The 15411-nt window shown below is 65.6% G+C and carries 11 protein-coding genes; 6 read left to right on the top strand and 5 right to left on the bottom strand.

Translation table 11 applies throughout. The features are described from left to right. The first annotated feature begins 93 nt into the window (after window positions 1-93). The 5 genes from FA87_RS04535 to rapA all read left to right on the top strand — a co-directional run bounded on the left by FA87_RS04535 (window position 94) and on the right by rapA (window position 7588). Window positions 94-693: an ABC transporter ATP-binding protein gene (locus FA87_RS04535; RefSeq protein WP_043692675.1), complete on the top strand. Its 600-nt coding sequence runs from the start codon at window positions 94-96 to the stop codon at window positions 691-693. Continuing rightward, the gene (gene fetB, locus FA87_RS04530) at window positions 690-1481 is read left to right on the top strand and encodes an iron export ABC transporter permease subunit FetB (protein ID WP_043692673.1); all 792 of its coding nucleotides are present in this window, start codon (window positions 690-692) and stop codon (window positions 1479-1481) included. The genes FA87_RS04535 and fetB overlap by 4 nt, the downstream gene beginning before the upstream one ends. 187 nt (window positions 1482-1668) lie before the next feature. Next, entirely contained in the window at window positions 1669-3984 is a 2316-nt protein-coding gene (locus tag FA87_RS04525; protein ID WP_043692670.1) for a catecholate siderophore receptor Fiu, read from the top strand. Window positions 3985-4002: 18 nt separating this feature from the next. Next, window positions 4003-4683, top strand: a complete 681-nt coding sequence (locus FA87_RS04520; protein ID WP_036115351.1) for a Fe2+-dependent dioxygenase — start codon at window positions 4003-4005, stop codon at window positions 4681-4683. A gap of 73 nt (window positions 4684-4756) precedes the next feature. Continuing rightward, entirely contained in the window at window positions 4757-7588 is a 2832-nt protein-coding gene (rapA, locus tag FA87_RS04515; RefSeq protein ID WP_043692667.1) for an RNA polymerase-associated protein RapA, read from the top strand. A 494-nt stretch (window positions 7589-8082) separates the two neighbouring features. On the opposite strand, the gene FA87_RS04510 is transcribed toward rapA, so the two are convergent. From FA87_RS04510 to FA87_RS04495, 4 genes are all read right to left on the bottom strand, one after another. After that, window positions 8083-8739 carry a rhomboid family intramembrane serine protease gene (locus tag FA87_RS04510; RefSeq protein ID WP_043692664.1) on the bottom strand — a complete coding sequence of 219 codons (657 nt, stop codon included), beginning with the start codon at window positions 8737-8739 and terminating at the stop codon, window positions 8083-8085. 13 nt (window positions 8740-8752) lie between these two features. Continuing rightward, a complete protein-coding gene (gene gloA, locus FA87_RS04505) occupies window positions 8753-9283 on the bottom strand; it encodes a lactoylglutathione lyase (RefSeq protein ID WP_043692661.1) in 531 nt (176 codons plus the stop codon). A 77-nt stretch (window positions 9284-9360) separates the two neighbouring features. Continuing rightward, window positions 9361-10962: a hypothetical protein gene (locus FA87_RS04500; RefSeq protein ID WP_036115358.1), complete on the bottom strand. Its 1602-nt coding sequence runs from the start codon at window positions 10960-10962 to the stop codon at window positions 9361-9363. After that, window positions 10962-11423 (bottom strand): DUF3574 domain-containing protein, encoded by a 462-nt coding sequence (locus tag FA87_RS04495; protein WP_036115360.1) that lies wholly within the window; start codon window positions 11421-11423, stop codon window positions 10962-10964. The genes FA87_RS04500 and FA87_RS04495 overlap by 1 nt, the downstream gene beginning before the upstream one ends. A 302-nt stretch (window positions 11424-11725) precedes the next feature. Here FA87_RS04495 and FA87_RS04490 point away from each other — a divergent pair, with 302 nt between their 5' ends. Continuing rightward, the gene (locus FA87_RS04490; protein ID WP_043692657.1) at window positions 11726-14158 is read left to right on the top strand and encodes a TonB-dependent receptor; all 2433 of its coding nucleotides are present in this window, start codon (window positions 11726-11728) and stop codon (window positions 14156-14158) included. A 69-nt stretch (window positions 14159-14227) separates the two neighbouring features. On the opposite strand, the gene FA87_RS04485 is transcribed toward FA87_RS04490, so the two are convergent. Further along, entirely contained in the window at window positions 14228-15325 is a 1098-nt protein-coding gene (locus FA87_RS04485; protein ID WP_043692654.1) for an OmpA family protein, read from the bottom strand. Window positions 15326-15411 lie beyond the last annotated feature (86 nt).

The following is a 15411-nucleotide window of genomic DNA, read 5'->3' as shown; positions in this document are numbered from 1 at the left end:
CTTAGGCGTCACTGAGTAGAGGCACCTAAGGCTCAGCTAAGCGGTGCAGGCGACCTTGGTCGCGAAACCAACGGTGTTCACAAAGGTTGTCGCATGAGCTTATTCGTCGAAGGCTTGCGTAGCGTGCACGCTGGCCCCTTCTCGTTCGAGGTGCCGACCGGGCAGTGCCTCGCCATCACCGGCGCCTCGGGGTCGGGAAAAACGCTGCTGTTGCGCATGCTCGCCGACCTCGACCCTCACGAGGGCGCGGTCAGCTTCGAGGGGGTCGAGCAGGCGTCGCTGCCGGCGGCGGAGTGGCGGCGGCGTGCGGGATTCGTTCCGGCTCGCAGCGGATGGTGGGCCGACAACGTGAGCGAGCACTTTCCCGCTGGCGCTGACGCGACGTACCGCCGCCTGGCCGCGGAGCTGTTCCTGCCTGAGCGCCTGTTCGAACGCCCCATCGAGGAGGCATCCACCGGCGAGCGCCAGCGCCTCGCCCTGATCCGTGCACTGGTGGCCGAGCCGCGCTTGCTCCTGCTCGACGAACCCACCGCATCCCTCGACCCCGCGTCCACCCGGGCGGTGGAAACCGTCATCTCGCGACGGATGTCAGGCGGGGCTACGGTGATCTGGGTCACCCACGACGCCGCGCAGGCGGCACGTGTGGGCGATCGCGCGTTGAAAATGCAGATCGGCGGAGTGCTCACCGCATGACGTCGCCTCTCTCACTGCATGCCGGCGATATCGCCCTGGCCTCCCTCCTGCTCGTCGCGGACGCGGCCTTGTCCATCGCGTTGCGCCTGCGCTTTCATCGCGCGCTGATCGTCGCCTCCGTGCGTATGGCCGTCCAGCTCGTAGCCGTCGGTTACCTGCTGCGCTATGTGTTCGCGGAACACTCGCCCTGGCTTACGGCGGTGCTGGTGCTGGCGATGTCACTCGTCGCGGTCCGGGAAGTGGCCGTACGGCCGGTACGGCGTCTCCGCGGCGGCAACGTCGTGGTCGCCTTGCCTCACGTGCTAGGCGTGGTCCTGATCACCACGTGCTTCGCCCTGCTCACCGCGATTCGTCCGCAGCCGTGGTACGACCCGCGCTACGCGATTCCACTGGTGGGGATCCTGCTCGGCAGCATCCTCAATGCGGCAAGCATCGCGCTGGCCGGGGTACTGGACAACGTCCGCCATCAGCGCGACGCGATCGAAGCGCAGCTGATGCTTGGGGCCACGTTTCGCTCCGCCAGCGCACCGCTGCTGCGACGATCGATCCGCGCGGCCATGGTGCCGGTGATCAACCAGATGGCCGCGGCTGGCGTCATCACCCTGCCCGGGACGATGACCGGTCAGCTGCTGGCCGGTGCCGATCCGGTGGATGCGGTGAAATACCAGATTCTGCTGCTGATCCTGTTAACGGGAGCCAGTTGCCTTGCCGCGGTGGGTACCGCCTATGGAGCGATGGCCCGACTCCATGACGACAGGATGCGGCTTCGCCTCGATCGACTTGGCTAAAGCTCGCATTAGCATTGCGAATCGTTCTCATTAAGTTTACGATGCGGCGCATACCGGGTTAAGTCCCGCGCACCGCCACCGATCAGGGGCAACGACCAGCATCTCACGTGAGTCCATGACTCGCGACGGGCGAGTTCGTGCGCGCGACGGGTCCGGACTTTTTTGTCCAAGCCTCGCAAGGATCATCATGGCCTTCATCAAGAGCCGCAAGCACGCCGCTCCCGCCGCACGAACCGTCGGCGCCGCCGTTCTCCTCTCGCTCGCCCATGGCGCCATCGCCAGCGACGCTTCCGTGGATGTCGCCCCGCCGCAGCAGGCCAAGGTCAACGACGCCCAGGCGCTTCCCGGCATGCAGGTCGAGGCGGATCGTTCCAGCGACTACCGCGTGGACAAGGTCTCGTCGCCGAAATTCACCCAGTCGTTGCTGGATACGACGCAGACCGTGCAGGTGATCAACCGCGAGCTGATCCAGCAGCAGGGCGCCACCACGCTGACCGAAGCGCTGCGCAACAGTCCGGGCGTGGGCACGTTCTACGTCGGCGAGAACGGCTCGACCAATACGGGCGATTCGATCTACATGCGTGGCTTCGATACGTCGGGCAGCATCTTCGTCGACGGCGTGCGCGACCTCGGCACCGTGTCGCGCGACGTGTTCAATATCGAACAGGTCGAAGTCACCAAGGGTCCGGACGGCACGGAATACGGCCGTACGGCGCCGACCGGTGCGGTGAATCTGGTCACCAAGCAGCCCGTACTCGGTAACGGCGTGTCCGGCTCCGTGCAGATGGGCAGCGGCCAGCGTCGGCGTGGCACGGCCGACCTGAACCAGCAGATGGGCGATACCGGCGCGTTCCGCCTGAACGTCATGGACCAGAAGAGCCACGTGGCGGGTCGCGACCGGATCGAAAACAACCGCTGGGGTATCGCTCCGTCGCTGGCCTTCGGCCTCGGCACCCCCACGCGCGTATACATCGATTACCTGCACATCAAGCAGAACAACGTTCCCGATGGCGGCGTCCCGACCATCGGCCTGCCCGGTTATACCTCGCCCGATACCCGCGCTTTCCTCACCAGCGCCGGCAAGGTCGACGAGGACAATTACTACGGTACCAATCAGGACCATGACCATGACACGCAGGACATGTTCACGGTCATCGTCGAGCACGACTTCAACGACAAGGTCGCGCTGCACAATACGTCACGCTGGGGCCGCACGACGCAGGATTATCTGCTGACCTCCTTCATGGGCTCGACCGCCAACCTGCTCACGCCGAACGCGGCCGATCCTTCCACCTGGACGCTGGCTCGCAGCACACCGACGTTCAAGCACCAGACCAACCGTATCGCGACCAATCAGACCAACCTGACGGCGATGATCGAATCCGGCGCGGTGACACAGGACATCAGCACGGGCATCGAGCTCACCAACGAGGAAGCCCGCACGATCGGCATGGGCGCCCGCGCGGGAAGCACATGGCCCGCGGCGAACCTGTATAAGCCGTATTCGAACGTCGGTGGCCTTCGCTATGGCGAAACGGGCGCCTCGTCCGGCGGCAAGACCAACACCGCGGCCGCGTATGTCTTTGACACCGTGAAGTTCGGCGAAAGCTGGCAGGTCAACGCAGGCGTCCGCTTCGATCACTACAAGACCGACTTCAGCAGTCTCGTGGTCTGTGGCGGTCGTGGCGGCCCGGTCTGCGGTGCCCTGCCCACCGGCAGTGTCTTGCCCGGCGTCGACACCAGCAAGAGCGACAACCTGGTCAACTACAAGGTCGGTGTGCTCTACAAGCCCGCCGCCAATGGCAGCATCTACGTCAACTTCGCCCAGTCCCAGGAGCCGCCGGGTGGCAACACCCTCACGCTGTCTTCGTCGGCGAACAGTGCGGACAACCCGAACTTCGACCCGCAGAAGGCGCGCACCGCCGAGATCGGCACGAAGTGGGATCTGCTCGACTCGAAGCTGCTGTTGACCGGCGCGCTTTATCGCACCACCGTCACCAACGAACTGGTGCAGGATCCGACCGACCTGCTGTATTACCAGATCGGCAAGAAGCGCGTGCAGGGCATCGAGATCTCCGCCCTCGGGAAGCTGACCGAGAACTGGGCGATCAGTGCCGGCTTCACGACCATGGACGCCACCGTCGAGAAGGGTGCCAACGTCACCCAGAACGGCTCGGACGATCTGGCGTACACCCCGAAAAAAGCCTTCACCTCGTGGACCACCTACCACCTGCCCTTCAACCTGACGATCGGCGGCGGTGCGCGTTACTCCGGCGAACTGCAGCGCGGCACGGACGGTGCGGTCGGCACGCCGCAATACACCAAGGCCTACTGGGTGTTCGACGCGATGGCCAGCTACCCGATCAACCGCAACTTCGATCTGCAGCTGAACGTGTACAACCTGTTCGACAAGAACTACGTCGCGGCGATCAACAAGAGCGGCTACCGCTACACTCCGGGTACACCGCGCTCGGCGATGCTCACCGCCAACGTCCGCTTCTGATCGATCGAGGAAACCGTCATGTTGCTGCACATCCCGGAAGTCCTGACCAGGGAACAGGTCGCGGGGATGCGCGCCGCACTGGCGGAAGCCGAATGGACCGACGGTCGCCAGACCGTCGGTCCGCAGGGTGCGAAGGTCAAGCGCAACCTGCAACTGCCCGACGCATCGCCCTTGCGGCGCGAACTGGGCGACCAGGTGGTCGCGGCGCTGACACGGCACCCGCTTTATCATGCGGCGGTCTTGCCATTGCGCACGATCTCGCCGCGCTTCAATCGCTACGAAGGCGGCGGCGAATACGGTTTTCATATCGATGGCGCGGTGATGTCGACCGGGCGCGGCGAGGAGCATGTCCGCAGCGACATCTCATGCACCCTGTTCCTGGCCGATCCCGATGAATACGACGGTGGCGAGCTGATCGTCAGCGACACATACGGTGAGCATGAGGTCAAACTGCCCGCCGGCGACGCCATCGTGTACCCGTCGTCCAGCCTTCATCGCGTCACCCCGGTGACACGGGGAGCGCGCATCGCATCGTTTTTCTGGATCCAGAGCCTCGTGCGTGACGACAGTGGCCGCCGCTTGCTGCTCGAGATGGACACCGCCATCCGCACTCTCTCCGCCGCGGGCGCGGATCAGGCCGCGATCCTCCAGCTGACAGGCGTTTATCACAACCTTTTGCGGCGCTGGGCCGAGACCTGAGGCGTAAAAGGTAGGCATCGGGGCCCCGGGGGCGGATAATCAACGCCCCCTTGTAGTCCTTGGCTCCCCTAGCATGTTCCAACCCGGTCAACGCTGGATTTCCACCGCCGAGCCCGAGCTCGGCCTCGGCACCATTCTCCGCGTCGAGGGACGCAGTGTGCAGGTTCTGTTCGCCAAGGCGGGCGTCCTGCGCCCCTATGCATCGGACAGCGCACCCCTCATCCGCGCCGAATTCCGCGCCGGCCAACGCGTTTCCGGGAAGGGCATCGCTTTTCTGGTCGAGCGTATCGACGAGCGTGAAGGTCTCTTCGTCTATCGCGGCGAAGGTCGCGAGCTCGAAGAAGGCCAGCTGGATGACGAGCAAGCCCATTCCCAGGCCGACGATCGGCTGATCGGCGGTCGTACCGACACCAACGATCGCTTCGACCTCCGCCTCGAGGCCCTGCGTCGTCGCGCCGACGCGCGCCGCTCGCCCGCCTGGGGCCTGGAATCGGCCCGTATCGGCCTGGTCCCGCATCAGCTGCGCGTGGCCGGTATCGCCGCCGCGCGTCGGCCCCCACGCGTCCTGCTCGCCGACGAAGTCGGCCTGGGCAAGACCATCGAAGCCGGCATGATCCTTTCGCGCCAGCTGGCCGCCGGTCGTGCCGGCCGTGTGCTGGTGCTGCTCCCCGAGACCCTGGTCTACCAGTGGTTCGTCGAGCTGCTGCGCCGCTTCAACCTCTCGTTCTCGATTTTCGACGAGGAGCGCTGCGAGGCCATCGAGCAGTCGAACGACGGGCGCAATCCGTTCGAGGACGAGCAACTGGTCATCGCCGACTTCGCCTTCCTCGAGACGTCACCCAAGCGGGCCGCCCAGCTCACGGAAGCCGGCTGGGACCTCATCGTCGTCGACGAGGCTCACCATCTCGAGTGGACGCCGGAGGGCGCCAGCCCGCGTTATCGCCTGGTCGAGGAACTGGCCGCCGCGACGCCGGGTGTCATCCTGCTCACCGCGACACCGGAACAGCTGGGCCGCGCCGGGCATTTCGCCCGCCTGCGCCTGCTCGATCCGCAGCGCTACAGCGATCTGGACAGCTACCTTGCCGAAGCCGAGGGCTACGGCGCGCTGTCTGAAATCGCCAACGTGCTCGTCGCGGGTGAGCCGCTGGGCGATGCGCACCGCGACCTGCTCAAGGCCCGCTTCAAGGGCGACCGTGAGTTGCTCGGGCTGGTCGATCGCAACGACGCGAATGAGGAACTCCTTGCCGCGCTGATCGATCGTCACGGCACCGGCCGCGCGATGTTCCGCAACCGCCGCGCCGGCATCGGCGGTTTTCCGCACCGTGTGCCGCAGATCCGCGTGCTCGATCCGGACAGCCTCGACGAAGGCCGACGCGATGCCCTGCTCGCCGAATTCCGATCGGACCTTCAGCAGCCGCCGACCCTGCACGAATTCGACTACCACGACGATCCGCGTCTGGCCGCGCTGCTGAGCCTGCTCGACGCGCATCCCACGGACAAGTTCCTCCTTCTCTGCCGCAGCCAGGCCAAGGTGCTGGCGATCGAAGAGGCGCTGCGTACGAAGAGCGGCGTCGGCGTGGCGCGTTTCCACGAAGGCCTCGGCATCGTCCAGCGCGACCGCAACGCCGCGTTCTTCGCCCAGCCCGATGGCGCGCGCCTGCTGATCTGCTCCGAGATCGGTTCCGAAGGCCGCAATTTTCAGTTCGCCCACCGTCTGGTGATGTGGGATCTGCCGCTGGATCCGGACCTGCTCGAACAGCGCATCGGCCGTCTGGACCGTATCGGCCAGAAACACGACATCAGCATCCACGTACCGGTGGTCGAGCAGAGCGCGCAGCACATCCTCGCGCGGTGGTACGACGAAGGGCTCGACGCCTTCCGCTCCAGCCCCGCCGACGGCCGTGAACTGCTGCGCCGCTTCGGCAAGCTGCTGGCCACGTTGGCCGACGAGCATGCCCGCGAAGACGATGCCCGCGACCAGGAGCTCGACGCGCTGATCGCGGAAACGCGTGGCGCGCACGAGGAGCTGTCCGCCCTCATTCACGCCGGTCGCGACCACCTGCTCGAACTTGCGGCCAGCCGCGATCCGCACGCCGACGATCTCGCCGGCAGTTTCGCCGCCGAGGACGACGACGAGGCACGCGACACGTTCATCCAGCGGCTGTTCGAGACCTACGGCGTGCACGCCGAGGAACTCGCCAGGGACATCGTACTGCTCGACCCGCAGTACCTCTCGACGGATGGCCTCACCGGCTTCGGCGATGGCCCGCTCTCGGTGACCTTCTCGCGTGAGCTCGCTCTCGCCCGCGAAGATCTGCCGCTGCTGCGCCTGGATCACCCGATGGTGCTCGCCGCGGTCGACCTGCTGGTCACCGGCGACAACGGCAACGCGGCCTTCCTCGTCGACGACGCCCTGCCCGTGCGTACCGCACTGCTGCAGACGGTGTTCGTGCTCGAGATCGTCGCCGACCGCACGCTGGATCCGGGCCGTTTCCTGCCGACCACGCCGCTGGCACTCACGGTCGACACGAAGCTCAGCGAGCGCGCCGGCTTCCGCCCCAGCGATGTCGCGATGCGGCGTGCGCCCGACCGCAACATCGAAGTCGCCCGCTATCGCAAGTTCCTTTCCAAGCTGGTGCCGCCGATGCTCGAGCGTGCGCAGGATCTCGCCGAGGCACGTGCGGAAGTGATCAAGCTCGAGGCCATGGAAGCGGCGCGACGAGAGCTCGATGGCGAGTACGCACGCCTGGTCGCGCTGCACGCGGTGAATCCGTCGATCACCGACGCGGAGCTGGAAGCGGTCGAGGCCGAACGCGATGCGTTGCTGGCGGCGATTCCCGAAGCACGCTTCCGCCTGGATGCTGTGCGGTTCGTGGTCAGCCCGGACTTCCTCGCGCTGCGTTGAGTGCGTCTGTGCCGGTCCTTCGCAGGTTCACTGCGGAGGGCTCGGCTTCGCCATCGCGTTGGGGCGGGCGCCGTGGGGCGAGGGAGCGGTTGGCTGCCGTTCCTGTCGCTAAGTCCTCCTACGGCCTTCGCCTTCGTGCGGAAGCGCTCCAGGAACGGCAGCCAACCACTCCCTCCCAGCGCGACCGTGTACTTGACGGAAGAGCAGAGCCTGAGGCCGCGCAGCGCTCGGCGATCGACAATCCACATCCATTGGCGCGATGCACCGCTTTGCGCCTAGTGCTCGCGCTTATCGCTTGTGCTCGTGCTCGTGCTATCGCTTGTGATCCTCGCTCTTGCAGCCCGCAACCTCATGAGTCGGAGGGTGCCGTTGGGTGTCGCTCTCGGAGCGATTCCGCACGTAGGCGAAGGCCGGAGGAGGACTTAGCGACGAGAATGGCACCCAACGGCGCCCATGCCTCGACGCAAGGGAGCCCATGCCTCGACCTCAATAGCCTAAAAAGCCCGCCGCGGCGGCGGCCTCACTCCCCACGCCCAAAGCAGGACCAGCCCCGCAAAAAGCCCACCCAGATGGGCGAAATGCGCCACACCCGACACCGTGCCGGTCACGCCAAAAATCAGCTCGGCCGCACCGTAAAGCGTGACGAACAGCCACGCCGGAATGCCCACCGGGATCGGAATCAACATCAGCTTCTCGCGCGGGAACAGCATCGCGAACGCGCCAAGTAAACCGAACACCGCGCCCGAGGCACCCACCGTCGGGAACATCTTCTCCGGCTCGAAGAAATACACCACCGCCAGCTGCGCCACGGCCGCCGCGATCAGGCACGTGAAGTAATAGATGACGAAGCGCCGCTTCCCCATCACCCGCTCGATCAGCCCGCCGAACATGTACAAGGCGTACATGTTCAGCACGATGTGCATGACGCTTCCATGCATGAAGCCGTAGGTCACCAGCTGCCACGCACGAAACCCGAGGCCGGCAATGTCCCCGCCCCCCATGTCCACCGCGATGTCGTGACCGATCGGCCACAGCGCGAACCATCGGCTCACCGCCATGGTGTTGTCGTCGCCGAGCAGCGTCTGCACGATGAAGACGAGAACGTTCGCGATCAGCAGATTGCGGGTAATGGGTGGCAGGTTCGTCGGCATCGGGGCGTGTTCGTCAGACGGCGAGCGGCGTGGGCTGAAGGATCTCGATCCAGTACTGATCCGGATCGCGGATGAAGGCGATATGACGCATACGGCCATCGCTCAGGCGCTTCTGGAAGGTGACGCCGAGCTCTTCGAAACGCGCGCATGCGGCGTTGACGTCGGGTACGCTCACGCACAGGTGACCGAAGCCGCGCGGTTCGCTGTTGCCATTGTGGTAGGCGAACGCCGCGTCTTTCTCGGTGCCATGGTTATGCGTCAGCTCGAGCACGCCCGGCTGTGCCAGCACCCAGCGCTTGCGCTCTTCGTCGTTATCCGGAATCTGGCTGCGATCGCCGACCAGCACCAGGTAGACGATGGTGAACGCGGCTTCCTCGTAGACGTGCCTGTACACCGGGGTGAAGCCCAGGACGCGCGTATAGAAGTCGAGCGACACGTCGAGGTCGCGCACGCGGATCATCGTGTGGTTGAACACGTAGCCATGGGTGACGGCGTCCGGGGTCGCGGTGACACCGGGGAGCGAAGTCAGGTCGGAGAGGGACATCGGAGTTTTCCTTGGGACAATACCCAAGGGTGGCTGCCCGCACGGCCCAATTCAAGCGCCTGCGCGGACTTGCCTCGCTATCGGGCGACCGGACGTGAGGCCGCCTGCTCGCCGCCCAGCGACAGCGCCAACAACACCGCCGCCAGCGCGCCATAGGCCGCCACGAACTGCCATACCAGCGCCTGCGACGCGGCGTCGAGCAGCCACGGCAGGTAGACGGAGCCGATCGGCGCGACGGAATGGATGACGCCGAACGCCGTCAATACACCGCCCAGCGCCACGATGCCCGCGGCCTTGCGCACCTGCCCATCGATCATCGCCACGACAAAACTCGCCCAGACCATCGAGGTGATGATGAAGCCGTTGCCGAGGATCACGATCACCGCCATCGCCGAGATGCCATGACCGTTATCGGCGAACAGGGCACCGAAATGCGCCGGGTCGACGATGGTCGGATCGCCCAGCTTGATCGCCAGCAGCCTCGCGATCGGCGGGAAGAAGCTGAAGACGACCGCGCCCGCGTACCGCAGCGGCGTCGCTTCGAAGGCCTGCGTGGTGATGCTGATGGAAACGAAAACGAGGATGGGCGCGAGCACCGCGACCGGCAGCAGTTCGACGAGGTTGGACAGGTAGCCGAGCACGCCGCCGAGGCCGATGATCATGCCCGTGGCGAGCGTGTAACCCCACCGCGCGCCCATCGCCTTGTAGGCCGGCTGGCCGATATACGGCGTGGTCTGCGCCACGCCACCGCAGACACCGGCCACGAGCGTAGCCAGGGCTTCCACCAGAAGAATGTCGCGCGTTGCGTAGTCGTCGCCCGCCGCCCGGGCACTTTCGGTCACGTTGATACCGCCGACCACCATCAGCAGGCCGAACGGCAGGATCAACGGAAGGTACGGCACCGTGGCAGGCAGCGCATCGATAAACCCGAGGCTCGGCAGCGGCAGGCCCACGCGCCATGTCCATGGGGCCGGCGCGTGGTATCCGCTACCCAGCAGCCCGACCGGGCCGAGCCCGTAATACAGCGCCACACCGACGACAAAGGCACCGAGCACACCCGGCAGGCCGAACGGCAGACGGCGCTTCGCGATAAGCGCATAGAGAACGATGCCAAGCCCGGCGAAGCCCACCACCGGCACACGAAGAATCTCAACCAGCGGCAGCAGACCCATCAGCACCAGCGCGATACCGGCGATCGAGCCGAGCAGGCCGGCACGGGGGACCGAACGCTGCACCCACGCGCCGAAGAACGACAGCACGAACTTCAGCACGCCCATGACGACCAGCGACGCCATGCCGAGGTGCCAGGTCGCCTCACCGGCGGTGGCGACGTCCATACCGGCCTGACGGTAGCCGGCGAAGGCGGGACCGAGCACCAGCAGGGCCATACCGATGGTCGTCGGTGCGTCGATGCCAAGCGGCATCGCGGTGACGTCACTTCGACCCGTGCGGGCCGCGAGCCTCCGTGCCATCCAGGTGTAAGCGAGGTTGCCCAGCAGGACGCCGAAGGCCGTACCCGGGAACATCTTCCGGAAGACCAGATCCGCCGGCATACCGAAGATCCCGATGAGTGCCGTGGCGAGAAACGCCAGGAGCGAGAGATTGTCGACGACGAGGCCGAGAACGCCATTGAGGTCGCCGCCACCGAAACGACGACGCGGTGCGATCGTGGTGGCCATCAGAACGACACATCCGCAGGCTGGGTGACGCGGAGCACCGACTGGTCACCGGTCTTTGCCTTCCAGGCGCTGCGAATGGCATCCACGGCCTCACGCTGCGCCGGCGTGTCCCGGTAGAGCAGCACCAGCAGTTTGGAACGCAGGCGCTCGGGGCGCGACTGCTGCTTCCCCTGCCACTGACCGTAGGCATCGATGACCGTGAGGCCGCTGGGGAAACGCGGGGTTACTTCCTTGTCCAGGAAGGCGCGCCATGCGGCTTCGTCGACGCCATCGCGTCCGTCCGCCAGCCCGAGACCGAAGTACAACTCGGTGCGAACCCAGCCCGTGGTCGCATCCGGATGGGCCAGGTCACCACTGAGCGTCGCGCTCGCGTTCACCGCGCCCGGCGCCCGCTGCGCGGGACTGGCACACCCCGCCGTGGACAGCGAAACGGCGAGTATCAGACCGGCGAACAGCTTCATAAGAACCCCTTGCACATGCATTCTGAAACGGACGTCCATACGGCTAGGCGTCCGAGCTATTGACACAGCGTACACCGCAATGCAACAAATAGTGAAAGGTTCGCACGTTCCTGCGACCACTGGAACCACCCGCCGTGATCCCGCGCCCAACCCGTCCCGCCATCGTCGTCCGCCGCCCCGCGGCCGATCCGCGATGTCGCCCGGGCCGCGCCGCGCACGACTGACGTCGCAACCCGTCAGCCCCCTCTTCTTGTCGTCCGCCCCTCGGCGGCAACGACCCCGTGTGCCCGCCAGGACCCTCCATGCGCCCGTCCCGCCTTACCTCCGCCGTTCTCATCGCCCTTGCCGCCCTGCCCGTCGCCGCGCAGGAAGCCGACCGCGCCAACGCGTCGACCCTCGACCAGGTCGTGGTCACCGGCACCCATGCCAAGGATCGCACCGTGCTCGATTCGCCGGTGCCGATCGATGTGCTCACCCCGGAAGACCTGCGTTCCGCGGGCGCGGTCAACGGGGAACTCGGCCAGGCGCTCGCGACGCTGCTGCCCTCGTTCAACTTCCCGCGCCAGTCGAACTCGGGCGGATCGGACCATGTACGCGCCGCGCAGCTTCGCGGCATGAGCCCGGATCAGGTCCTCGTACTGGTCAACGGCAAGCGTTTCCATACCTCCGCACTGGTCAACAGCGACACCAAGATCGGTCGCGGCACGACACCGGTCGACTTCAACGCGATCCCGATCAGCGCGATCAAGCGCATTGAAGTGCTGCGCGACGGCGCCGGCGCGCAGTACGGCTCCGACGCCATCGCCGGCGTGGTCAACATCATCCTGGACGATTCGCCGGACGGTGGCGAGGTCAACGCCACATACGGCGCGTATCACACGAACTTCCGCCCCGGCGATCGCACCATCACGGACGGCCAGAGCGCCTACGTGAGCGCCAAGGCCGGGACGAAGCTCGGCGGCGACGGCGGCTTTTTACGGGCAGGTTTCGAGGGCAACGACCGTCAGGCGACCAACCGCGCCGGTCCCGATCAGATCCCCTCGTGGGAGAACCCGTCACCCGCCAATCTGGCGCTCCAGGGCAGGCGTAACTACGCCGCGGGCGACCCGCGCAACGAGAACTACAGTGGCTGGTTCAACGCGGAACTACCCTTCGGCGACAGCGTGCGTGGCTATGCCTTCGGCACGTACACCCAGCGACGGACGATCGGCGACAACTACTTTCGCTATCCGGACAGCGACGCCAACGTGCCATCGATCTACCCGGATGGGTATCGTCCGGAGTCGCTGGGCTACAACCGCGACGTCAACCTCACCGCCGGGGCGCGTGGCCGCGCGGGCGAATGGGATATCGACGGCAGCCTGACCTGGGGACGCAACACCTTCGACTACGACCTGCGCAACACGGTCAATGTATCGCTCGGCGATGAGAGCCCCACCCGCTTCAACATCGGCAAATACGACAACACCCAGGGGACCGCCAATCTCGATCTCAGTCGATCCGTCGAATGGGGCTCGAAGCTGTTCACGCTGGCGACGGGCGCGGAGTTTCGTCATGAAGGGTTCCAGACGTATGCGGGCGACCCTGCCTCATACGCGGTCGGACCCATCGTCGGTGCCCCGACGGGAGCCCAGGCCGGCGGTGGCCTCACGCCACAGGACACGGCGGACCTGCGTCGCAACGTCAGCGCTGCCTACGTCGACCTCTCCGGCGACGTTACCGACCGTTTCTTCGCCGACGCCGCCGCGCGCTACGAGCACTACGACGACTTCGGGTCCGCCTGGACGGGGAAACTGAGCGGGCGATATGCGATCACCGATGCGGTCGCGATTCGTGGCGCCGCATCGAACAACCTGCGTGCTCCTTCACTGAGCCAGGTCGGTTTCGAGTCGACGTCCACCGGCTACGGCGCCGACGGCACCCTCGTGCAGGGACGTATTCTTTCGGTCAACAATCCGGTGGCCCGCGGCCTCGGCGCGAAGGACCTCAGGCCGGAGAAATCGCGCAACTACAGCCTCGGATTGACGGCGCGCATCGGGGATCGCTTCGACGCGTCGCTCGATGTCTATCGCATCGACGTGGATCACCGCGTCACGCTGTCGGAGACCATCGCACCCGATGGCCTGGAGGACTACATCGCCACGCGCTTCGGCGTCCCCGGCGTACAGAGCGTCGCCTTTTTCACCAATGCGGTAGACACGCGCACGCGCGGCGCGGAACTGGTGACCAACTATCGGCAGCCGGTCTACGGCGGCAACCTGACGCTCACCGCGACGTACAGCTACAACCGTACGTCGATCCGGAAGGTCCGCGACACGCCTGCAGAACTTGCCGCACTAGGCGCAGACGCCGTGCTCTTCGGTCTGGAAGAACGCAACACGTTGACCGACGCGGCGCCTCGCCAGCGCGGGTCATTTACCGCGAAATGGGACAGCGCGCGCTGGTCGCTGCTGACGCGTGCCACGCGCCAGGGGACGACGACGCGCGTGTTCGATTTCGGCGATGGCTATGTTCCGAAGCAGACGTACGCCGCGCGCTGGCAGATCGATGCCGAGGCAGAGTGGCATGCGACCGACCGACTGTCGATCGCGCTGGGCGGACAGAACATCACCGATCAGTACCCTGACCGGTCGATCCCGGACATCGCGTATGCGGGCAATTTTCCTTACGACGTGATCTCCCCGATCGGGAGCAATGGTGCCTACTGGTACGGGCGGGTTCGTTACGCCTGGTGAGTGAGGCACAAAAAAAGAGCCCGGCTTTCGCCGGGCTCTTTCATGGAACAGTTACCGATCTTGCAAGGATTACTGCTGAACCTGCAGTTCCGTGCGACGGTTACGAGCGCGGCCTTCGGCCGTGTCGTTCGTGTCGATCGGGTTGTTCTCGCCGTGGCCGATCGGGCCTTCCAGACGATCCGCACCGATACCGTGCGAGGTCAGGTAGTCGAACACGATCTTCGCGCGACGCTCGGACAGGCCCTGGTTGTAAGCGTCCTTACCGACGCTATCCGTGTAACCAGCGACCGTGACCTTGACGGCCGGGTAGCGCTGCAGGGTGTCGACAGCCTGGTCGAGGACGCCCAGCGATTCGCTGGTCGGCTCCTGCAGGGTCGGACCGATGTTCGTCTCACCCTTCTTCGGGCGATCGAACTTGAAGTTGACGCCGCGCAGGTCGATGACGACCTTCTGCGGGCAACCGTCCGGACCGACGATCGTGCCAGCCGGGGTGGCCGGGCACTTGTCGTCGCAATCGTTCACGCCGTCGCCGTCGCTGTCGAGCGTCGAGCAATCCGGAGCGGCCGGAGCGACAGCGGCGACCGGAGCCGGAGCTGCCGGCGGCTCGCCGAAGCGCGAGACGATCGAGAAGCCGAGGAACCAGTCACCGTAGCCATTCTCGGACTCGACAGTCTTGTCGTCCCAATCGTAGCGGTAGCCGGCTTCGACGCGGAAGTCGGAGCTGTCGGTGATGGTCTTGGACACACCGACGCCGAGCTCGGCAGCCGGGGACCAGCCGTTGTCAGCCGGGTTGTGGTGGTACGAGCCCATCACGCCAGCCAGCAGGTACGGACGCCAGCTGTCCCACGCGCCAGCGTAGAAACGAGCGGCAACGCCGTAGCTGTTGTTCGACCAGTGGCCGTTGCCATCGTTATCGCGCTTGGTGCGATCGGCAAAGATGTCGATCGACGCGTTGTTCGAGATGAACTTGCCGAAGCCCAGGCCGTAGTAAACCTGGCGGCTGTTGGTGTTGCGGTCGGTGTCGTTGTAGTAACCGCCAACCGTCGGTGCGATGTACCAGCGGCCGTCATAGCCGTTACCCGCGGTGTCAGCGGATTCCTGCGCATGAACGGCACCCACGCCGCCCAGGGCCAAACCGATCAGCAAAAACAAGCCCTTACGTTTCATCGGTGTCTCCTCATTATTGGTATTCGCGTCCGCGCTCCACCCCAGACGGAAATCGCGCGTAAATCTCATATCGAATCCGGGGACTT

The sequence above is a fragment of the Luteibacter sp. 9133 genome, from assembly GCF_000800155.1.
GTDB classification, from domain to species: Bacteria; Pseudomonadota; Gammaproteobacteria; order Xanthomonadales; family Rhodanobacteraceae; genus Luteibacter; species Luteibacter mycovicinus.
This window is presented reverse-complemented; position numbering and strand designations above follow the sequence as displayed.